General features: G+C 62.9%; 19 protein-coding genes and 1 pseudogene. 9 read left to right on the forward strand and 11 right to left on the reverse strand.

Going from position 1 to position 19,427, the window contains the following annotated elements; all coding sequences use genetic code 11:
- Position 1: 1 nt before the first annotated feature.
- From PVZ78_RS00975 to fabB, 4 genes are all read left to right on the forward strand, one after another.
- Positions 2 to 931: an ABC transporter substrate-binding protein gene (locus PVZ78_RS00975; RefSeq protein ID WP_174248194.1), complete on the forward strand. Its 930-nt coding sequence runs from the start codon at positions 2 to 4 to the stop codon at positions 929 to 931.
- The gene (locus tag PVZ78_RS00980; RefSeq protein ID WP_273828121.1) at positions 928 to 2,829 is read left to right on the forward strand and encodes an ATP-binding protein; all 1,902 of its coding nucleotides are present in this window, start codon (positions 928 to 930) and stop codon (positions 2,827 to 2,829) included. The genes PVZ78_RS00975 and PVZ78_RS00980 overlap by 4 nt, the downstream gene beginning before the upstream one ends.
- A gap of 248 nt (positions 2,830 to 3,077) precedes the next feature.
- Complete coding sequence (fabA, locus tag PVZ78_RS00985; protein ID WP_007931558.1) at positions 3,078 to 3,593, forward strand: 3-hydroxyacyl-[acyl-carrier-protein] dehydratase FabA; 516 nt, start codon at positions 3,078 to 3,080, stop codon at positions 3,591 to 3,593.
- 11 nt (positions 3,594 to 3,604) lie between these two features.
- On the forward strand, positions 3,605 to 4,825 hold the full coding sequence (fabB, locus tag PVZ78_RS00990) for a beta-ketoacyl-ACP synthase I (protein ID WP_025805277.1): 1,221 nt from the start codon (positions 3,605 to 3,607) through the stop codon (positions 4,823 to 4,825).
- A 79-nt stretch (positions 4,826 to 4,904) separates the two neighbouring features.
- On the opposite strand, the gene PVZ78_RS31695 is transcribed toward fabB, so the two are convergent.
- From PVZ78_RS31695 to PVZ78_RS01005, 4 genes and pseudogenes are all read right to left on the reverse strand, one after another.
- On the reverse strand, positions 4,905 to 5,768 hold the full coding sequence (locus tag PVZ78_RS31695; RefSeq protein ID WP_371356849.1) for a methyl-accepting chemotaxis protein: 864 nt from the start codon (positions 5,766 to 5,768) through the stop codon (positions 4,905 to 4,907).
- Positions 5,760 to 6,530, reverse strand: a pseudogene (locus tag PVZ78_RS31700) (MCP four helix bundle domain-containing protein); the annotation flags it as partial. The gene PVZ78_RS31695 and the pseudogene PVZ78_RS31700, both read right to left, overlap by 9 nt.
- A gap of 137 nt (positions 6,531 to 6,667) precedes the next feature.
- Positions 6,668 to 7,132, reverse strand: a complete 465-nt coding sequence (locus PVZ78_RS01000; RefSeq protein ID WP_009047781.1) for a DUF3859 domain-containing protein — start codon at positions 7,130 to 7,132, stop codon at positions 6,668 to 6,670.
- A 112-nt stretch (positions 7,133 to 7,244) separates the two neighbouring features.
- Positions 7,245 to 8,246 (reverse strand): amidohydrolase family protein, encoded by a 1,002-nt coding sequence (locus tag PVZ78_RS01005; protein ID WP_273828122.1) that lies wholly within the window; start codon positions 8,244 to 8,246, stop codon positions 7,245 to 7,247.
- Between the two features lie 136 nt (positions 8,247 to 8,382).
- Here PVZ78_RS01005 and PVZ78_RS01010 point away from each other — a divergent pair, with 136 nt between their 5' ends.
- From PVZ78_RS01010 to PVZ78_RS01025, 4 genes are all read left to right on the forward strand, one after another.
- Complete coding sequence (locus tag PVZ78_RS01010; RefSeq protein ID WP_007931549.1) at positions 8,383 to 8,799, forward strand: OsmC family protein; 417 nt, start codon at positions 8,383 to 8,385, stop codon at positions 8,797 to 8,799.
- A gap of 62 nt (positions 8,800 to 8,861) precedes the next feature.
- Positions 8,862 to 9,749, forward strand: coding sequence for a pirin family protein (locus PVZ78_RS01015; protein WP_038631067.1), 888 nt, complete (start codon positions 8,862 to 8,864; stop codon positions 9,747 to 9,749).
- 210 nt (positions 9,750 to 9,959) lie between these two features.
- On the forward strand, positions 9,960 to 11,336 hold the full coding sequence (locus PVZ78_RS01020) for a pyridoxal-phosphate dependent enzyme (RefSeq protein ID WP_273828123.1): 1,377 nt from the start codon (positions 9,960 to 9,962) through the stop codon (positions 11,334 to 11,336).
- Positions 11,333 to 12,511, forward strand: coding sequence for a trans-sulfuration enzyme family protein (locus PVZ78_RS01025; protein WP_028681905.1), 1,179 nt, complete (start codon positions 11,333 to 11,335; stop codon positions 12,509 to 12,511). Before PVZ78_RS01020 ends, PVZ78_RS01025 begins: the two co-directional genes overlap by 4 nt.
- Positions 12,512 to 12,604: 93 nt before the next feature.
- Here PVZ78_RS01025 and PVZ78_RS01030 read toward each other — a convergent pair whose 3' ends face one another.
- From PVZ78_RS01030 to PVZ78_RS01045, 4 genes are all read right to left on the reverse strand, one after another.
- Positions 12,605 to 13,333, reverse strand: a complete 729-nt coding sequence (locus PVZ78_RS01030; RefSeq protein WP_038631063.1) for a dienelactone hydrolase family protein — start codon at positions 13,331 to 13,333, stop codon at positions 12,605 to 12,607.
- Positions 13,334 to 13,400: 67 nt separating this feature from the next.
- The gene (gene htpG, locus PVZ78_RS01035) at positions 13,401 to 15,305 is read right to left on the reverse strand and encodes a molecular chaperone HtpG (protein WP_273828124.1); all 1,905 of its coding nucleotides are present in this window, start codon (positions 15,303 to 15,305) and stop codon (positions 13,401 to 13,403) included.
- Positions 15,306 to 15,393: 88 nt separating this feature from the next.
- Positions 15,394 to 15,846, reverse strand: a complete 453-nt coding sequence (locus tag PVZ78_RS01040) for a PaaI family thioesterase (protein WP_273828125.1) — start codon at positions 15,844 to 15,846, stop codon at positions 15,394 to 15,396.
- Positions 15,843 to 16,319: a PaaI family thioesterase gene (locus tag PVZ78_RS01045; protein WP_053268510.1), complete on the reverse strand. Its 477-nt coding sequence runs from the start codon at positions 16,317 to 16,319 to the stop codon at positions 15,843 to 15,845. The genes PVZ78_RS01040 and PVZ78_RS01045 overlap by 4 nt, the downstream gene beginning before the upstream one ends.
- A 158-nt stretch (positions 16,320 to 16,477) precedes the next feature.
- Between PVZ78_RS01045 and PVZ78_RS01050 the strand changes: the two genes are divergently transcribed.
- Complete coding sequence (locus PVZ78_RS01050) at positions 16,478 to 16,729, forward strand: hypothetical protein (protein ID WP_009047772.1); 252 nt, start codon at positions 16,478 to 16,480, stop codon at positions 16,727 to 16,729.
- 65 nt (positions 16,730 to 16,794) lie between these two features.
- On the opposite strand, the gene PVZ78_RS01055 is transcribed toward PVZ78_RS01050, so the two are convergent.
- The 3 genes from PVZ78_RS01055 to brnQ all read right to left on the reverse strand — a co-directional run bounded on the left by PVZ78_RS01055 (position 16,795) and on the right by brnQ (position 19,424).
- Complete coding sequence (locus tag PVZ78_RS01055) at positions 16,795 to 17,196, reverse strand: MAPEG family protein (protein WP_053268509.1); 402 nt, start codon at positions 17,194 to 17,196, stop codon at positions 16,795 to 16,797.
- Positions 17,196 to 17,933, reverse strand: coding sequence for a DUF599 domain-containing protein (locus PVZ78_RS01060; protein WP_009047770.1), 738 nt, complete (start codon positions 17,931 to 17,933; stop codon positions 17,196 to 17,198). Before PVZ78_RS01060 ends, PVZ78_RS01055 begins: the two co-directional genes overlap by 1 nt.
- 177 nt (positions 17,934 to 18,110) lie before the next feature.
- A complete protein-coding gene (gene brnQ, locus PVZ78_RS01065; protein ID WP_009047769.1) occupies positions 18,111 to 19,424 on the reverse strand; it encodes a branched-chain amino acid transport system II carrier protein in 1,314 nt (437 codons plus the stop codon).
- Positions 19,425 to 19,427 lie beyond the last annotated feature (3 nt).

The raw sequence follows: 19,427 nt of genomic DNA on the forward strand, positions 1-19,427 counted from the left end.
CATGAGCCACCGTCAGTCAGGGATGACGCCAGCCTTGAGCCGATTCCGGGTTCGCCTGCTGCTGTTCTGCTGCCTCTGGGGTGCATTCCCCGCATGGGCGGCCCAGGTGTTGCTGACCGGCGCCGAAGACAGCACCGGCGTACGGGCCTTCGCCCAGGCACTGGCGCAACAGAGGCCACAGGACGAAGTGCGCTTCGAACTCCTGGCCAACCTGCCTGCCCCCGGTCAATTGCCGGCGGGGACCCGGCTGATCCTGCTCGACCCGGCGAGCCTGGAGTGGCGCCAGAAAGATACCCAGGGCCCGGCCACCCTGGTACTGCGCATCGGCCGGATCCAGGCCCAGCAGCGCCTTGGGGCAACGGCCTCGCCCCGGCTGAGCCTGTTATGGAGCGACCCGCCGCTGGCTCGGCAATTGCAATTGATCCGCAAGATCCTCCCCCAGGCCCGGCGGATCGGCGTGCTCTACGGCGCCGACAGTGAATTCCTGCTCAAGGAACTGCACCAGGCCGCCCATCCCCTGGGGCTGGAAATCGTCGCCGAGCGCTGGGACGACACCAATGACAGTCGCCCGCTGCAAAGCCTGCTGAAAAGCAGCGACGTCCTGCTGGGGCTGGACGACCCACAGCTGTACAACCCGAAAACCGCGAAGAACCTGTTATTGAGCAGCTATGCCCGGCAGCTGGCGCTGATTGGCCCCAATGCCGGTTTCGTCAAGGCTGGCAGCCTGGCCAGCACCTACAGCGACCAGGACGACTGGTTGCAGGTGCTCGACGATTTGCTGGACCGGCCCACGACCCACTGGCCGCGTACCCTGTATCCGCAACCGTTCAAGGTGTTGAGCAACCCGCAAGTGGCACGCTCCCTGGGTGTCGAACCGATTGACGAGCAATCGGTGGCGACCCAGCTGGCCGAAGGAGAAAAACGCCCATGACCTTCCGTCGCCGTTGGGACATCAGTACCCGCACCCAGATCATCTGTCTCGGCCCGGCGCTGCTGCTGACCCTGCTGCTGATCAGCTTCTTTACCTTCGTGCGGATCCAGGATCTGCGCCAGGAGCTCAACCACACTGGCCAGTTGATCGCCAACCAGCTGGCGCCGGCCACCGAGTACGGGGTGATCTCGGGCAACAGCGAAGGCCTCGAGAGCCTGCTCAAGGCCACCCTGGCCACGCCCCATGTGCGCTTTCTCGAAGTCCAGGACAGCCGCAACAAGATCCTGGTGTACGTCGAGCAGCCTTCGGAGACCCACAACCGTTCCCAGCAGGTAGAAGTGTTCCAGGCCCCGGTACGCCTGCAACGCATCCAGCTCAGCAACGACTTCTTCCAGGACGACCCGGGCGCCAGCGCTACCCCCAACGCGGACTACCTGGGGCGGGTGATCGTCGGCATGTCCAACGACGCCTTCAGCCAGCGCCAGCAGGAGATCCTATTCAAGGCCGGCATCCTCGCGCTGTTCGCCCTGCTGTTCACCTTCCTCCTGGCCCGCCGCCTGGCGGCCAGCCTGTCGCAGCCGATCAGCGCCATGGGCACCGCGGTCAAGGCCATTCAACAGGGTGACTTCAAGACTCCGCTGCCGATCGTCGACGATGCCGAGCTGGGCGATCTTTCGCGGCATATCAACAACCTCGCCGCCGGCCTCGAGCAGGCCAGCCGCGAGCAGCACCAGGCCATGGCGCAATTGATCCAGACCCGCGAAGAAGCGGAGCGGGCCAACAACGCCAAGTCGGACTTCCTGGCGATGATGAGCCATGAACTGCGCACGCCCATGAACGGCGTGCTGGGCATGCTGCAACTGCTCGAAACCACCGAAATGACCGATGAGCAGCACGAATACGCGGCGCTGGCCTCCGAATCCACCGAGCACCTGCTCAAGGTGATCAACGACATCCTCGACTTCTCGCGCATCGAGCGCTCGGCCCTGGAGCTGGAGCACATCCCGTTCAACCTCGCCGAACTCATCAGCAGCTCGGCCCAGGCCTTCCAGCACAGCGCCGCGCAGCGCGGGCTGGACCTGCAACTGCGCTTGCCGCCCGGCATGGAGTCGCTGCAAGTCAAAGGCGACCCGACGCGCATCCGGCAGATCCTGGTGAACCTGATCGGCAACGCCTTGAAGTTCACCGAACAAGGCAGCGTCACCATCGAGCCGCAATGGCAGGCCCTGGACCATGAACTGCTGTGGTTCACCTGTAGCGTGCGCGACAGCGGGATCGGCATCAGCCCGCAAAGCCTGGAACTGATGTTCAACGCCTTCCAGCAGGCCGACAGTTCGATTTCCCGGCGTTATGGCGGCACCGGCCTGGGGCTGCCGATCGCCCGCACCCTGGCCGAACGCATGGGCGGCACCCTGCGCGCGCAGAGCGAGGAAGGCCGCGGCTCGGTGTTCACCCTGGAGATCCCGCTGGCGCTGTACCAGCAAAGCCTGCCGGTGCTGGCGCCGCGAGTGCACAGCGGGCATGCCCATGGCGAAGGACGCAACGTGCTGCTGGTGGAAGACAACCCGGTCAACCAGACCGTGATCCAGGCCATGCTGCGCAGCCTGGGCTTCACGGTCAGCATCGCCACCGACGGCGCCCAGGCCATTCGCAGCGCCGAAAGCCTGATTTTCGAGGCGATCCTGATGGATTGCCGACTGCCGCTGATCGACGGTTACGAGGCCACCCGGCAGATCCGCCAACTGCCCGGATGCGCCGACCTGCCGATCATCGCCCTGACCGCCAACGCCTTGCAGGGCGACCGCGAAGCGTGTTTGTCGGCGGGAATGAACGATTACCTGGCCAAGCCGTTCAAACGCACGGATCTGCAGCAAATACTCCAACGTTGGGTGCAGTAGCGGCCATTTATCGACCATCTGCGACTGGCGTGAAGGGCGAAAGTGCGGCAGTCTTAGGCACCCGAACAGGCCCCTCACAGGGCCTGTATAATAATTTCAGTGCACAAGTGTACATTCATGTCCCTTGTGCTGTGACTTTCACCACAACGCAATAGTCTATGAGTAGGCTGCCGGCTCGAGGCATGAACGCTTCGATCGGCCGGGAAGATTTGCCCCACCCTGCCGCATGGGACTATTGAGGAGCTCGCATGACCAAACAAAACGCCTTTACTCGGGAAGATCTGCTGCGCTGCAGTCGCGGTGAGCTGTTCGGCCCAGGTAACGCGCAACTGCCCGCCCCGAACATGCTGATGGTGGATCGCATCACTCATATCAGCCAAGAGGGTGGCAAGTACGGCAAAGGTGAATTGGTCGCCGAGCTGGATATCACCCCCGACCTGTGGTTCTTCGCCTGCCACTTCGAAGGCGATCCGGTGATGCCAGGCTGCCTGGGCCTCGACGCCATGTGGCAACTGGTTGGCTTCTTCCTGGGCTGGCAAGGCCTGCCGGGCCGCGGTCGCGCCCTGGGTTCGGGCGAAGTGAAGTTCTTTGGCCAGGTGCTGCCGACCGCCAAGAAAGTCACCTATAACATTCATATCAAGCGCGTCCTCAAGGGCAAGCTGAACATGGCCATCGCCGATGGTTCGGTCAGCGTCGACGGCCGCGAAATCTACACCGCCGAAGGCCTCCGGGTCGGCGTTTTCACCTCCACTGACAACTTCTAAGGGTTATCCGCATGCGCCGCGTCGTTATCACTGGTCTAGGCATCGTTTCGTGCCTGGGCAATGACAAAGAGACCGTCTCCGCTAACCTGCGTGCAAGTCGCCCTGGCATCCGCTTCAACCCGGAATATGCCGAAATGGGTCTGCGTAGCCAGGTTTCCGGCTCCATTGACCTCAACCTCGAAGAGCTGATCGATCGCAAGATCTATCGTTTCGTCGGCCACGCGGCGGCTTACGCCTACCTGGCCATGAAAGACGCCATCGCCGACTCCGGCCTGACCGAAGAGCAGGTTTCCAACCCGCGTACCGGCCTGATCGCCGGCTCCGGCGGCGCCTCGACCCTGAACCAGATGGAAGCGCTGGACATCCTGCGCGAGAAAGGCGTCAAGCGCGTTGGCCCATACCGTGTCACGCGGACCATGAGCAGCACCGTTTCCGCGTGCCTGGCCACTCCGTTCAAGATCAAGGGCCTGAACTACTCCATCGCGTCTGCCTGCGCCACCAGTGCCCACTGCATCGGTACCGCCATGGAACAGATCCAGATGGGCAAGCAGGACATCGTGTTCGCCGGCGGCGGTGAAGAAGAACACTGGAGCCAGTCGTTCCTGTTCGACGCCATGGGCGCCCTGTCCAGCAAGCGCAATGACACCCCGGAACAAGCCTCCCGCGCCTACGACGCCGACCGTGACGGATTTGTCATCGCCGGCGGTGGCGGCATGGTGGTGGTCGAGGAGCTCGAACACGCCCTGGCCCGCGGCGCGAAGATCTACGCCGAAATCGTTGGCTACGGCGCGACGTCCGACGGCTACGACATGGTGGCGCCAAGCGGCGAAGGTGCAATCCGTTGCATGCAGATGGCCATGTCCACCGTCGACGCACCGATCGACTACCTGAACACCCACGGCACCTCGACTCCGGTCGGCGACGTCGCGGAAATGAAAGGCGTGCGTGAAGTGTTCGGCGACAAGGCTCCAGCCATCAGCTCCACCAAGAGCCTGTCGGGTCACTCCCTGGGCGCCGCCGGCGTTCACGAAGCGATCTACTGCCTGCTGATGATGGAAGGCAACTTCATGGCCGGTTCCGCCAACATCGAAGAGCTGGATCCGGAAGTGGCCGACATGCCGATCCTGACCAAGACTCGCGAAGACGCCACCATCAACACCGTGATGAGCAACAGCTTCGGCTTCGGCGGCACCAACGCCACCCTGGTCCTGAAGCGCTGGCAGGGCAAGTAAGCCCCGCCGCTTCGCAACATGAAAAACGCCCCGACTGGTTCGGGGCGTTTTTTATTGGGCGACTGTTTTCCGGAAGCCCTTACACCGAAAAACGCGCCACCAGGGTGTTCAGGTCCACCGCCAGCCGTGACAACTCCTGGCTCGCGGCACTGGTCTGGTTGGCCCCGGCCGAGGTCTGCATGGCCAGGTCGCGGATGTTCATCAAGTTGCGGTCCACCTCCCGAGCCACCGCCGCCTGCTCCTCCGAGGCGCTGGCAATCACCGTGTTGCGCTCGTTGATCAGGGTGATCGCCCCGGCGATTTCCTCCAGCGCCGCCCCCGCCGCCTTGGCCAGCTCCAGGGTCGAACGGGCCCGGCTGTTGCTCTGCTGCATGGAGCTGACGGCCTGCTCGGTGCCCAGCTGAATGCCGCCGATCATCTGCTCGATCTCCTGGGTCGATTGCTGGGTGCGATGAGCCAGCGCCCGCACCTCGTCGGCCACCACGGCGAACCCGCGGCCGGCATCCCCGGCCCGCGCCGCCTCGATGGCGGCATTCAGGGCCAGCAGGTTGGTCTGCTCGGCCACCGAACGAATTACATCCAGCACCTTGCTGATGCCATAGACCTTCTGCGCCAGCTCTTCGACCTGGGAGGCGTTGGCGGTCACGTCGTCGGCCAGGGACTCGATGGACTGCACCGTCTGTCGCACCTGCTCGCGCCCATGCTGGGCAATCAGGTCGGACTGGCGGGAGGCCTCGGATGTCGCCACGGCATTGCTGGCCACCTCCTCCACCGCAGCGGTCATCTGGTTCACCGCCGTCGCCGCCTGCTCGATTTCCTGGCTCTGCTGGTGCAGGCCGCGCGTGGCGTCCTCGGTCACGCAACTGAGTTCCTCCGAAGCGGAAGCCAGCTGGCTGGAAGAGTCGGAGATGCGCCGGATGGTCTCCCGCAGGCTGTGCTGCATGGCCTTGAGCGCCTGCAGCAGGCGCGCCGGCTCATCCTTGCCACTGATGCGGATGTCCTCGGTCAGGTCGCCGCCGGCCACCACCTCGGCTACGTTCAGCGATTGCGAGAGCGGCAGTACGATGCTGCGGGTCAGCAACAGGGCCAGGACAATGGTCATCAGGCCAGCCACCACGACCATCACGACTACCCAGACCTTGGCGTTGCTGAACACCGCCCTGGCCAGCTCGGTGGCCAGGTTGGCGTTGTGCCGGTTCAGGGCCACTAACTCATTGAGGGTGCCCGCCAGCTCATCGGCCAGTTGGCTCATCTCGCCATTGACCACCGCGACCGCATCCTCGACCCGCCCCTGTTGCGACAGTGCCATTACCTGGTTCTGATGCTCGAGGTAGCGCTTCTCGGCGGCTTTGTAGCGATCGAACAGCACACGCTCTTGCGGCAGCACAATCAGCGCGTTATAGCGCTCCTGGGCCACCGTCATGCCGCGCTTGATTTCATTGAGTTTGCTTTCGTTCTGCGCCAGGGCCTGGGGGCTGCGGTTGAGCAGCAAGCGCATGGTCAGCGCGCGGACCCGCAGCAGGTCCTGATTCATTTCGCCCACCGACATCACACTGGGCAGCCAGTTGTTGTCGACCTCGTCGGACTGCGCGCGCATGTTCGCCATCTGCAGCAGGGCGAACGCCCCCAGGCCGAACACCATCAACGCCAGCAGGCCGAAGCCCAGGCCTGCGCGCGGTGCAATGTTGAGACTCCTGATGCTCATTCTCCGGTTCCTTCCAAAAGCGCTGCATTCGCCATGCAGCGGGCTGCTGTTGAAAGTATCGGGTCGCGGAAAATTTGCTTAAGACGAAAACGTGATATCAAAACGCCCAAGCACTCCGATGCCTGGGCGTAAACGATTCAGCGTACGGTAAAACGCTGCTGGACCAACAAACGGTCGCCCTGGAACACCATGAAGCGCCACTCGCCGGGGATCACCTCATGACTCTCGGTGAACTCATAGGCCATGATGTCCTGCGGCGCGCCCGGCACCAGTTTCTGGGTCACTTCGAGCTTGTCGTGACGCTGGCCATCCGGGGTGCGGATACCCGGTGTGAAATACAGCAGGGTCAGCGGCACATCCTCGGCCACTTTGCCGGCCAGCTGATAACGCAGGCCGAACTTGGTGCCCAGCCGCGCAGGCACGATCTCGGTCTGCTCGATGTTCTCGTTGCTGCGCCGCAGCACCCGCTCACCCGACTGCAACGCGGCCTTCGGCCCCTCGAACACACCATATTCCACCGGGCCTTCGACACGGACTTCAGCACTGGCAAAGCCACTGAGCATCATCAGCGCCGCCAATGCGCTTAAACGGGTGAGGTGCATATCGCGCTCCTTGATTGAGATGGCGCGAGCCTATGACGCAGGCATGACAGGCTGATGACAAACCTGCATCGCCAGCGCCTTGGCAACGCCCGCGCACTGGCGCCACCCAGGATCAACGAGCGCACGGCAGCACGGCGAGGAAGTTGTCCCGGGCCACCTTGCGCACCACGTCCTCCGGCAAGGCATCGAGGAAGGGCTCGAAGCTGCGCATTTCCCGTCCCAGCTTGTTGAATCGCCCGACAACGTCCGAACCCAGCATGAACCGCTCGGGAAAGCGTTCCACCAGCTTTACCCACTCCGTCCGGGGCACGCCCTGCTCATCCAGCAGGTACGGCCTGAGCACGCTCCAGGACAGGTCGATATACAGGTTGGGATAGGACTCGAGCATCCGCGCCAGGGTCGGCAGGAGAAAACTCAGCTGCACCTGGTGCCGGTGGATCTCCATGCTGGTGCCCGCGTGGGCCCAGATAAAACGCGTGTGAGGGTGATTGCGCAGCGGCTCTTCGATTTCCGTCAGGTACAGCGGGTTCTTTTCGCGCTTGGAGGTGATGTTGGAATGCAGCATCACCGGCAGGTCGTTTTCCGCCGCCAGGTGATAGATCCGCGTCATCGCCTCGTTATTGGCCCGTGGCGTATCGCCGGAGGTCAGCGCGGTCAGGTCGTCGTGGCGGGTAAAGACCTCGCCGATGCCCTGCCACAACCCCGGATTGAGGTCGAGCATGCGCTGGATATGGGCCTCGGAGTTCTTGTCGTTGGGGTTGAAGCCCGACAGGAACGGATGGAAGTGCCGGCGCTGCTCGGGCGTCAGGCGATTCACCGCGGCGGCGACAATCACATCGGTAGCGCTGTACCAGTAGGCATCGGCGTCGTCGCCGGCGTAATAGCGCGGCCGCTTGGGTTCGTCTTCATGCCATTTCTTGGCCACCGGGATACCGGAAATCATCACATGCTCGATGCGATTGTCGGCCATGGCCTTGAGCAGCTTGTCCATGCCCACCGACTCCTGGAAGAAGTCGACGTAATGCAGGTGGGCATCGCTGTAGGCGTAGTCGCGGGCCTGGACCCAGGCGCTCGGCAGCAGCAACAGCAAGGTGCTCAGGTAGATCCAGCGCATGGGTGGGCTCCTGTCGATTCACGCTGGGTAGACCCTACCCCGGAGGCGGCGGTTCAGAAAAAGGGGAACGCACAACCAGCGTAATGCTCTATAACTGCACCACCTTTCAACGACTGCTCACTGCCCGAGGTCCGTCATGACTATCACCGTCAACACCGAATCCAGCGAAGGTTTCCGCCACAGCATCCAGATCGATGACCACCAATTGTTCGCCGACCTGCCCAAGACCCTGGGCGGCGAAGGTTCCGCGCCGGAACCCCACGACTTTTTCGATGCTGCCCTGGGCGCCTGCAAGGCCCTGACCCTCAAGCTGTACGCGCAGAAAAAAGAGATTCCGCTTACTGGCGTCACGGTCGAGGTCAAGCACGACAACAGCCAGGAGCAGAAAGGCAAATACGCGCTGCACGTCAAGCTGACCCTCAAAGGCGTACTGACCGACGCCCAGCGTGAAGAACTGCATCGCGTCGCCGACCGCTGCCCGGTGCACAAGCTGATGACCACCGCCGAGGTGAGCATCGAGACCCACCTGTCCGAAGGCGCCTTCAGCCAATAGCGCCACGGGCTGCACAAGCGGGTTATGCTCCCGGGCATAACCCGATCAGCCTGGAATGCACCATGAACACACCGCTCGTGATTCGCCCTCGCGCCGAGGACGTCGAAGGCCAACCCATCCTGCGTCCGCTGCCCTCGGCCCAATGCCGCAGCGTGGGGCCCTTCGTGTTTTTCGATCACATGCTGCAAACCCGCTACCCCGCGGGCAAGGGCATGAATATCCGCCAGCATCCGCATATTGGCCTGTCGACCCTGACCTACCTGTTCCAGGGGCAGATCCAGCACAAGGACAGCCTCGGTTCCGACCAGGTGGTGAACCAGGGGGATGTCAGCTGGATGACCGCCGGCAGCGCCATCGCCCACGTCGAGCGCACCCCGCAGGCGCTGATCGACAGCGACTTCAGCATGCACGGCCTGCAAGTCTGGCTGGCCTCCCCCAAGGCCCATGAACAAGGCCCGGGGCACTACAGCCATCACCCGGCCGCGACCCTGCCGGTCAGCGACAACCTCGGGGTCAGGATCCGAATGATCGCCGGCAGCGGTTTCTGCCTGGAATCGCCGGTCCCGGTGCTCTCCCCGACCCTGTATGCCGAAATACAGCTGCAGACCGCGACCACCCTGCTGATCCCCGCCGAACATGAGGAGCGCGCCCTGTACGTGCTCGAAGGCGACGCCCAGCTGGACGGCGAGCCCGTCGAGCCCCATGCGCTGGTGATCCTGCCGGCCGGCACCACCCCGACCCTGTTCGCCGACAGCGACTGCCACGCCGTGCTGTTCGGCGGCGCGCCGCTGGACGGTCCACGGCGGATCAACTGGAACTTCGTCTCCAGCGACCCGGCCCGTATCGATGAAGCCCGCCAGCGCTGGGCCGCCGGCGACTGGCCGACGGTGCCGGGGGAAAGCGAACGAATCGAACTGCCCAAGGGCAAAGGCTCGCCGTCCCCTCTGTAGCGCCGGGCGTTCAATAGCCTGGGCAGGTCAAGTACTGGCCCAGGCTCTACCGCCGCCAGGCTGCGCAACCAGCTACCGGCCGGCGCGAGCGGTTGCGGGTAGCCGGATCCCGGCCTATGGTCCAAGCGATGCATAGCCTGCGACCGCCGCGCGATGATTCGCCGTGGGTCGCTGTCCATCCAGCGCAACGTTGCGCAGCGAGGTGACCACATGCCAAACGACTCCCGTCCTGCCGTGCTCGAACTGATCGGCAACACGCCGCTGGTGCGTGTCAGCCGTTTCGATACCGGCCCCTGTACGCTGTTTCTCAAGCTTGAATCGCAAAACCCCGGAGGTTCGATCAAAGACCGTATCGGCCTGGCGATGATCGACGCCGCCGAGCGCGACGGCCGCCTGCGCCCCGGCGGCACCATAGTCGAGGCCACTGCCGGCAACACTGGCCTGGGCCTGGCCCTGGTCGGCCGTGCCAAGGGCTACCGGGTGGTCCTGGTGGTGCCGGACAAGATGTCCACCGAGAAGGTCCTGCACCTCAAGGCGATGGGCGCCGAAGTGCACATCACCCGCTCCGATGTCGGCAAGGGCCACCCCGACTACTACCAGGACATGGCGGCGCGGCTGACCAAGGAGATTCCCGACGCCTTCTTCGCCGATCAGTTCAACAACCCGGCCAACCCGCTGGCCCACGAATGCAGCACCGCGCCGGAAATCTGGGCCCAGACCCAACATGATGTGGACGCCATCGTGGTCGGCGTCGGTTCGGCCGGCACCCTGACCGGGCTGACCCGTTTCTTCCGCCGGGTACAGCCGGACCTGGAGATGGTGCTGGCCGACCCGGTGGGCTCGGTGATGGCCGAATACAGCCGCAGCGGCGCCCTGGGCACGCCCGGCTCCTGGGCCGTGGAAGGCATCGGCGAAGACTTCATTCCGTCCATTGCCGACCTTTCCAGCGTGCGCAAGGCCTATTCCATCAGCGACGAGGAAAGCTTCGAGTACGCCCGCCAGCTGCTGCGCGCCGAGGGCATTCTCGGCGGCTCTTCGACCGGCACCCTGCTGGCCGCGGCACTGCGCTACTGCCGCGAGCAGACCAAGCCGAAGCGGGTGGTCAGCTTCGTCTGCGACACCGGCACCCGCTACCTGTCGAAGATCTATAACGACCAATGGATGAACGATCAGGGCCTGCTTGCGCGCAAGCGCTACGGCGACCTGCGCGACCTGATCGCGCGGCGCTTCGAGGACGGCCGGGTGATCAGCGTAGGGCCGGACGACACCCTGCTCACCGCCTTCCAGCGCATGCGCCTGGCCGACGTCTCGCAACTGCCGGTGCTGGTGGACGGGCAGCGGCTGGTCGGAGTGATCGATGAGTCGGACATCCTGCTGGGCGTGCACGAAGACGCTTCGCACTTTCGCCAGACCGTGGCCAGCGCCATGAGCGATCAGCTGGAAACCCTGCCTCCCAGCGCCAGCCTGGCCGAACTGGAGGCGGAACTCGACCGTGGCTTCGTGGCGATCATCGCCGACGCCTCGGGCTTCCACGGTTTGATTACCCGGGTCGACATGCTCAATCACTTACGGAGATCGCTAACATGAGTCAACAGGATGAAACCGGCGCGCCGCGTGCCTTCGCTACCCGGGTAATCCATGCGGGGCAGACGCCGGACCCTTCCACCGGGGCGCTGATGCCGCCGATCTACGCCAACTCCACCTATGCCCAGCAGAGCCCCGGGGTGCACAAGGGCCTGGACTACGGGCGCTCGCACAACCCCACGCGCTGGGCGCTGGAACGCTGCGTAGCGGACCTTGAGGGCGGCACCCAGGCCTTCGCCTTCGCCTCCGGGCTGGCGGCGATTTCCAGCGTGCTCGAACTGCTCGACGCCGGCGCGCATATCGTTTCCGGCAATGACCTGTATGGCGGCACCTTCCGCCTGTTCGAACGGGTGCGCCGGCGCAGCGCCGGGCATCGCTTCAGCTTCGTCGACCTGTCCGACCTCTCGGCCTTCGAAGCGGCGTTGCAGGACGACACCCGGATGGTGATGGTCGAGACCCCGAGCAATCCCCTGCTGCGCCTCACCGATCTCGCCGCCATCGCGCGCATCTGCCGCGCGCGGGGCATCATCTGCGTCGCCGACAACACCTTTGCCAGCCCGTGGATCCAGCGCCCGCTGGAGCTGGGCTTCGATATCGTGCTGCACTCGACGACCAAGTACCTCAACGGCCACTCCGACGTGATCGGCGGCATTGCGGTGGTCGGCCAGAACCCCGACCTGGCCGAGCGCCTGGGCTTCCTGCAGAACGCCGTGGGGGCCATCGCCGGGCCGTTCGACGCCTTCCTCACCCTGCGCGGGGTGAAGACCCTGGCCCTGCGCATGGAACGCCACTGCAGCAACGCCCTGGAGCTGGCGCAATGGCTGGAACGCCAGCCACAGGTGGCGCGGGTCTACTACCCGGGCCTGCCGTCCCACCCGCAGCACGCCCTGGCGCGACGGCAGATGCAGGCTTTCGGCGGGATGATCTCCCTCGATCTGAACTGCGACCTGGCCGGCGCCAAGCGTTTTCTCGAGAACGTGCGGATCTTCGCCCTGGCCGAGAGCCTGGGCGGGGTGGAAAGCCTGATCGAGCACCCGGCGATCATGACCCACGCCAGCATTCCCGCGGAAACCCGGGCGCAGCTCGGCATCGGCGATGCTCTGGTACGCTTATCCGTGGGGGTCGAGGATGTCGAGGACCTGCGCGCCGACCTGGCCCAGGCGCTGACGCGGATCTGAATGGCTGACAGGCACCAAAAAGCCCGCCTGGCGTACAAGGCGGCTCGCTGAGAGCCGCATTGCATCGCCAGGCGGGCTTGTCGTTCCCGGGGCTCAGCCCTTGAACACTTCATCCAGCAGGTTGTGCATCGAGGTGAAGGCACGGCCCGCGGTCCTGGCGTCGTACATCATCATGCCCGGCACATTGGCGTGCGGATCGGTGAAGGAATGCACCGCGCCGCCGTAGCTCAGCAACTGCCAATCCACGCCCGCGGCATTCATTTCTTCTTCGAAGGCCGGCAACTGCTCTTTCGGCACCAGCGGGTCGGAGGCGCCATGCAGCACCAGTACCGAGCCCTTGATGTTCCGCGCGTCGGCCGGGTTCGGCGTATCCAGCGTGCCGTGGAAGGACACCGCGGCTTTCAGCGGCGCACCGCTGCGCGCCAGCTCCAGGGAGCAGCAACCACCGAAGCAGAAACCGAAGGTGGCCAGCCTGGCCTTGTCCACCGCGGCTTCCTGCTGGCTTTGCAGCGCCTCGAAGGCCGCCTGCATGCGCTTGCGCAGCAGGGCCCGGTCATCCTTCAGCGGCATCATGGCGGCGCCCGCCTCGTCGCCGTTGCTCGGACGGACCTGTTGCCCGTACAAGTCGGCGATCAGCACCACATACCCCTTGGCGGCCACCGCCTCGGCGATCTTCTCGGCACCGGCGCTGACCCCCATCCAGTTCGGCGCCATCAACAGCCCCGGACGCGGGCCCTGCTGGCTGGCATCGAACGCCAGGCGGCTTTCATAGGATTGACCATCAATCTGGTAGACCAGGGAACGAACAGTGACTTGGCTCATTTCAGACTCCTGATTCAAAAACACCGGAATGAAAAAACCCGCCGAAGCGGGTTTTTATGCAACGCAGTTAAACCGACAGTTCAACCAGCAGCTTGTTCAGACGACGCACATAGGCGGCCGGGTCTTTCAAACTGTCGCCGGCCGCCAGGGCCGCCTGATCGAAGAGGATGTGCGACAGGTCGCCGAAGCGCTCGTCGCTCTGCTCGCCGTCGAGTTTCTCGATCAACGGGTGAGCCGGGTTGAATTCGAAGATCGGCTTGGAATCCGGCACCTTCTGCCCGCTGGCCTCGAGGATCTGGCGCATCTGCAGGCCCAGGTCCTGCTCGCCGATCGCCAGGATCGCCGGGGAGTCGGTCAGGCGGTGGGAAACCCGCACTTCGCTGACGGTATCGCCCAGGGCGGTCTTGATCCGCTCCACCAGGCCTTCCTTGCTCTTGGCGACTTCTTCCGCGGCCTTCTTGTCCTCTTCCGAGTCCAGGTTGCCCAGGTCCAGGTCACCACGCGCCACGTCGACAAAACTCTTGCCGTCGAAGTCGCTCAGGTAGCTCATCAGCCACTCGTCGATGCGATCGGTCAGCAGCAGCACTTCGATGCCTTTCTTGCGGAAGACTTCCAGGTGCGGGCTGTTCTTGACCTGCGCGTAGGTTTCGCCGGTGAGGTAGTAGATCTTGTCCTGGCCTTCCTTGGCGCGCGCCAGGTACTCGGCCAGGGAAACATTCTGCTCGCCGTCGTCGCCCTGGGTGGAGGCGAAGCGCAGCAGGCCGGCGATCTTTTCCTTGTTGGCGAAGTCTTCGGCCGGGCCTTCTTTCATCACCTGGCCGAAGTTTTTCCAGAAGCCCTTGTATTGCTCAGGCTCGTTCTTCGCCAGTTTTTCCAGCATGTCCAGCACGCGCTTGGTCAGCGCCGACTTCATGGAGTCGATGATCGGGTCTTTCTGCAGGATTTCCCGCGACACGTTCAGCGACAGGTCGTTGGAGTCGACCACACCCTTGATGAAGCGCAGGTACAGCGGCAGGAAGGATTCTGCCTGGTCCATCACGAACACCCGCTGCACGTACAGCTTCAGGCCTTTCGGCGCTTCACGCTGGTACAGGTCGAATGGCGCACGGGCCGGCACGTAGAGCAACGAGCTGTATTCCAGCTTGCCTTCGACCTTGTTGTGGCTCCAGCTCAGCGGGTTCTCGAAATCGTGGGCGATGTGCTTGTAGAACTCCTGGTATTCCTCGTCCTTGATTTCGGTGCGCGGACGGGTCCACAGGGCACTGGCGCGGTTGACGGTTTCCCATTCCTGCGCAGGCTTCTCCTCGCCTTCGGCGGCAGCGGCCTCTTTCGGCAGCTCGATCGGCAGGGCGATATGGTCGGAGTACTTCTTGATGATGTTGCGCAGGCGCCAGCCATCGGCGAACTCATCTTCACCGGATTTCAGGTGCAGGACGATACGGGTACCGCGGTCGGCCTTGTCGATGGTCGCGACTTCGAACTCACCTTCGCCCTTGGAGGACCAGTGCACGCCTTCGCTGGCAGCGAGGCCGGCACGACGGGTGAAGACATCGACCTTGTCGGCGACGATGAAGGCGGAATAGAAGCCCACGCCGAACTGACCGATCAGGTGCGAATCCTTCTTCTGGTCGCCCGTGAGGTTTTTCATGAAGTCGGCGGTGCCGGACTTGGCGATGGTCCCCAGGTGGGTGATCACATCTTCCCGGCTCATGCCGATGCCGTTGTCTTCGAGGGTGACGGTCTTGGCGTCCTTGTCGAAGCTCACACGGATTTTCAGCTCCGCGCCACCTTCCAGCAACTCAGGCTTGGACAGGGCTTCGAAGCGCAATTTGTCGACAGCGTCAGAGGCGTTCGAGATCAGTTCGCGAAGGAAGATTTCCTTGTTGGAATACAGCGAATGGATCATGAGGTGCAGCAGTTGCTTTACCTCGGTCTGGAAGCCCAGGGTTTCCTTTTGAGTTTCCACACTCATGGTCATCAAACTCCAATCAGATGGCATAAGCCGCGCCCGGAGGGCTTACGGCGGGATGTCCACAGAGTTGGGGGCTATACCTGAGATTTCAAGGGCCTGGACTTTCTTCAAGCTTGAAATGTGCTCGCGCGGTGGCAATCGGCTCCTCCGCGCTGCTCTGCCAGGCGGTGATGGCCACGTTCGCCACCCGCCGGCCCTGGCGGCAGACCTGGCATCTGGCATAGGTATCGCGAAACTGCCCGGCACGCAGGTAGTCGAGGGAGAAGTCGATGATCTTCGGCACGCCGGGTGAGCCGGTACCAATCAACAGATGCAGGGCCGCCGCCAGTTCCATGAAACCGGCGATCACCCCACCGTGCAGGGCCGGCAGCAACGGGTTGCCGATGTTGTCGCGGTTGGCAGGCAGGCGAAACAGCAACTCATCGCCCTGCCGCGAACACTCGATACCAATCAGCCTGGCGTAGGGAATCACTTGCAGCAGTGCCGCGTAATCGCCTTGCTGGTGAGCACGCTGCACTTGCTCCTGGAAATCGTCGCTCATGGCTGCTCACCCTTGATGGCGCCAGCAAAACCTTTGCTGCCCTTGATGCCCTTGCCCATGCGAATGAAGGTGCCCACCACATGGGCAACGGGGTGCTCGGGATCGTCCTGATAGGCAAAACCGCGGGTGAAAATCACATCGCTGGTCACCCGATAGCACTGGGCAAAGCCGTACACGCTTTTGCCCGGTTCCGCCGGATGCATGTAATCGATGCGCAGGTCCAGGGTCGGGCAGACTTCGAACTCCGGCAGGACGCACAAGGTGGCCATGCCGCAAGCGGTGTCCATCAATGAGGTCAGCGCGCCACCATGGATCACTCCGGTCTGTGGGTTGCCGACTATCTGCGGGCTGTAAGGCAGCGTCAGGGTGATGCCGTCTTTTGAAGCGCTGTGCACGCTCATGGCCAATACCTGGCAATGGCGCAGCGCCGACAAAAACCGCGTCGCACGCTCAAAAACAGGGTTTTGCTCCATAAGGCAATTCTCTAGTTGATGTCAAAACCGCTCAGTTAACGAGGCCGGTAAAAGTTCCATATTGCTGGCACTTTATATATCTTTAGCTTTCAAGGAACTTAACCTGTAGAGCCATGCTCGAAAGGCCAGAAGATATCTTCAATAAGGAGAAACACCCCATGCGTAAGACTTTAGCTATTGCCCTGATGCTGACCGCTTCCCTCGGTCTCGCTGCCTGCGATAAAAAATCCGAGGACAAAGCTCAAGATGCCAACCAACATGCTGAGCAAGCTCAACAGAAACTGAACGAAGCTCAGGATAAAGTGAACGAAGCCGCAAAAGAAACCGTCGATGCAGCCAAAGATCAGGTTGAATCGAGCAAAGCAGCTGTTGAAGAAGCTGCCAAGGAAGCCGCTCCTAAAACCAACTAATCCGGTTTTAGTGCAGCAAAAAGAAAGCCCGCCTAGTGCGGGCTTTACTTTGTCTGGAATAACCTCTAAGCCAACAGGCGGCGAAAAATCGGACTAAGCATCAGCAACATTGAACAGAGCAGACCGATAAACCAGACCAGACTGCGCTGCCAGGCAAGATCCGCCCAATAACACAGCAGATAGATAACCCGCGTAATGACAAAGACAATCGCCAGCCCATCGATCAACCAACCCTGAGTCTGGGTGGTATGGGCCATCAGCACCCCGACCGCGAATAACATGAAGGCTTCGAAGCTGTTCTGGTGCGCCGCCAGCGCCCGGGCACCGAATCCCGTAAGTTGCGCCTGTTGCTGGCGTGGCAGGTGATTGTCGTAACCGCCCTGCTCTTTCATGGCGCTGGCCACCGGCATCCGTGCCACGTAAATCAACAGTGCGCTGATAAACACACACCAGAACGCGATACTCATCAGGCTATCTCCTTGTTCGCCTCAGGCAATGGCGCCTCTGTAGGGGTATAGACCATCACGTCCAACACGTCGGAATGAAACTCCCGGCGGTACAGCACCAGCACCACGCCCGCGCTCATCAGCATGAACAGCCAGGGGCTGACGAACCAGGCCAGCATGCTCATGCCGAAGTAATAGGAACGCAGGCCGAAGTTGAACTGGTTGGCGGCCATGGAAATCACCCGCGCAGCCCGCAGGGCAAAGGCTTTTCGCTCCTGTTCGGAAACATGTCGCTCACCGATCATTGGCGCCGAGCCGACGAGGATGGCGGCGAAGTTGTACTGGCGCATGCACCAGCTGAAGGTGAAGAAGGCGTAGACGAACACCAGGGCCAGGCACAGCAGCTTGATCTCCGACATGCCCTGGGAGGCCTGCTGCACCATGGGAATGTCGGCCAGCAGCGACACCGCACGCTCGGAAGCACCGAGCACGGTAAGGATACCGGCGAGGATAATCAGGGTGCTGGAAGCGAAGAACGAGGCATTGCGCTCCAGGTTGCCGATCACGCTGGCGTCGGCGATGCGGTTGTCGCGCAGCAGCATGCGGCGCATCCAGTCTTCCCGGTACAGGTGCAGCACGCTGGCCAGGCACGCGGTGTCGCGGCCCTTCCACGTGGCGTAGCGGGTATAGCCACCCCAGCAGATGACAAACCAGAGGGCGGCGATGAGATGGATCAGGTTGGCTTCGACGAACGACATGCAGGTTCCCGGATAGGCGTTGGCAGAGTGCGGATACAACTGGCACTGCTTCGACGTTGATCGAGGAAAAAAGACACCATCCCTCGCCCATAAAAAATGCCCCGCATCGCTGGATACGGGGCATTTTTTTATGGTTACTCGGTGCCCGCTCGTGACGGGCATCGGGCAGATAGCGGTTTAGGCCAGGGCTTCGCTGCGCTTGCCCAGCAGGCGGTCGCAGACTACAGCGACTACCAGGGTCATGACCGAAGGCACCAGCCACGCCAGGCCCTGCTCGCTCAGCGGCAGGTGCATCAACTGGGTGGGCATCCAGTCCGCCAGGCCGGCGCCCTTGAGGGCGTCGATCAGGCCGAACAGGAAAGACACCAGCATCACCGGACCGACGATGCGGCCTTGCTCATGCCAGAAGTCCTTGCAGAAGCTCAGGGCCACCAGGGCGATGCATGGCGGGTAGATAGCGGTCAGCACCGGGATGGAGAAAGCGATCAGCTTGGTCAGGCCCAGGTTGGACACCAGCAGCGAGAACGCCGCCAGGATGATCACCAGAGTCTTGTACGACAGCGGCAGTACGCGGCTGAAGTACTCGGCGCAGGCACAGGTCAGGCCGACCGCGGTCACCAGGCAGGCCAGGGAAATCAGCACGGCCAGGAAGCCGCTGCCCAGGGAGCCAAAAGTGTGTTGCACATAAGCGTGCAGCACCGCCGCGCCATTGGTGGCGCCGACCGCGACTTCGTGGCTGCCCGAGCCCAGGCGGAACAGGCTGACATACACCAGCGCCAGGCCGACGCCGGCAATCAGCCCGGCGATGATCGCGTAACGAGTGATCAGGCGTGGCGACTCGACACCGCGAGAGCGGATGGCGTTGACGATGACGATGCCGAACACCAGTGCGCCCAGGGTATCCATGGTCAGGTAACCATTGATGAAGCCTTGGGAGAACGGTGCCGCGACGTACTCGGGAGTCGCCACACCGATATCACCGGCCGGCAAGGCGAACGCGGCGATGCCCAGTACAGCCAGGGCGATGATCTTCAGCGGCGCGAGGAAACGCCCAACGGTGTCCAGCAGGCGTCCCGGGTAGAGGGAGATGAAAAACACCAGCAGGAAATACGCCGAGCTATAGAGGAACAGCGCCAGCGGGCTTTCGCCGGTCAGGGGCGCCAGGCCTACTTCAAAGGACACGGTCGCGGTACGCGGCGTCGCGAACAACGGGCCGACCGCCAGGTAGCAGACCGCCGCCAGCAGGCCACCGGCGATTTTGCCGATCGGGCTGCTCAGCGCGTCCATCGCCCCGCCGACCTTGGCCAGCGCAACGACGGTCACCACCGGAAGGCCCACGGCGGTGATCAGAAAGCCCAGCGCCGCGATCCAGACGTTAGGTCCGGACTGCAAGCCGACGATAGGCGGGAAGATGATATTGCCGGCCCCGACGAACAGGGCAAAGGTCATAAAACCCAGTGCCAGAATGTCCTGGCCTTTCAACACTTTCATTAA

Origin of the sequence: Pseudomonas sp. SBT1-2 (genome assembly GCF_028640875.1) — a bacterium.
GTDB classification, from domain to species: Bacteria; Pseudomonadota; Gammaproteobacteria; order Pseudomonadales; family Pseudomonadaceae; genus Aquipseudomonas; species Aquipseudomonas chlororaphis_I.

What these genes read in the sequence shown, in the direction of transcription:
- PVZ78_RS01020 (WP_273828123.1), top strand. Translation starts at nt 9,960, where the DNA reads ATGCCAAACGACTCCCGTCCTGCCGTGCTCGAACTGATCGGCAACACG.
- PVZ78_RS01030 (WP_038631063.1), bottom strand. Translation starts at nt 13,333, where the DNA reads ATGAGCCAAGTCACTGTTCGTTCCCTGGTCTACCAGATTGATGGTCAA.
- PVZ78_RS00980 (WP_273828121.1), top strand. Translation starts at nt 928, where the DNA reads ATGACCTTCCGTCGCCGTTGGGACATCAGTACCCGCACCCAGATCATC.
- PVZ78_RS01045 (WP_053268510.1), bottom strand. Translation starts at nt 16,319, where the DNA reads ATGGAGCAAAACCCTGTTTTTGAGCGTGCGACGCGGTTTTTGTCGGCG.
- PVZ78_RS00975 (WP_174248194.1), top strand. Translation starts at nt 2, where the DNA reads ATGAGCCACCGTCAGTCAGGGATGACGCCAGCCTTGAGCCGATTCCGG.
- htpG (WP_273828124.1), bottom strand. Translation starts at nt 15,305, where the DNA reads ATGAGTGTGGAAACTCAAAAGGAAACCCTGGGCTTCCAGACCGAGGTA.
- PVZ78_RS01055 (WP_053268509.1), bottom strand. Translation starts at nt 17,196, where the DNA reads ATGAGTATCGCGTTCTGGTGTGTGTTTATCAGCGCACTGTTGATTTAC.
- PVZ78_RS01060 (WP_009047770.1), bottom strand. Translation starts at nt 17,933, where the DNA reads ATGTCGTTCGTCGAAGCCAACCTGATCCATCTCATCGCCGCCCTCTGG.
- PVZ78_RS31695 (WP_371356849.1), bottom strand. Translation starts at nt 5,768, where the DNA reads ATGCAGCACAGCCTGCGGGAGACCATCCGGCGCATCTCCGACTCTTCC.
- PVZ78_RS01000 (WP_009047781.1), bottom strand. Translation starts at nt 7,132, where the DNA reads ATGCACCTCACCCGTTTAAGCGCATTGGCGGCGCTGATGATGCTCAGT.
- PVZ78_RS01050 (WP_009047772.1), top strand. Translation starts at nt 16,478, where the DNA reads ATGCGTAAGACTTTAGCTATTGCCCTGATGCTGACCGCTTCCCTCGGT.
- fabB (WP_025805277.1), top strand. Translation starts at nt 3,605, where the DNA reads ATGCGCCGCGTCGTTATCACTGGTCTAGGCATCGTTTCGTGCCTGGGC.
- fabA (WP_007931558.1), top strand. Translation starts at nt 3,078, where the DNA reads ATGACCAAACAAAACGCCTTTACTCGGGAAGATCTGCTGCGCTGCAGT.
- PVZ78_RS01025 (WP_028681905.1), top strand. Translation starts at nt 11,333, where the DNA reads ATGAGTCAACAGGATGAAACCGGCGCGCCGCGTGCCTTCGCTACCCGG.
- PVZ78_RS01010 (WP_007931549.1), top strand. Translation starts at nt 8,383, where the DNA reads ATGACTATCACCGTCAACACCGAATCCAGCGAAGGTTTCCGCCACAGC.
- brnQ (WP_009047769.1), bottom strand. Translation starts at nt 19,424, where the DNA reads ATGAAAGTGTTGAAAGGCCAGGACATTCTGGCACTGGGTTTTATGACC.
- PVZ78_RS01015 (WP_038631067.1), top strand. Translation starts at nt 8,862, where the DNA reads ATGAACACACCGCTCGTGATTCGCCCTCGCGCCGAGGACGTCGAAGGC.
- PVZ78_RS01040 (WP_273828125.1), bottom strand. Translation starts at nt 15,846, where the DNA reads ATGAGCGACGATTTCCAGGAGCAAGTGCAGCGTGCTCACCAGCAAGGC.
- PVZ78_RS01005 (WP_273828122.1), bottom strand. Translation starts at nt 8,246, where the DNA reads ATGCGCTGGATCTACCTGAGCACCTTGCTGTTGCTGCTGCCGAGCGCC.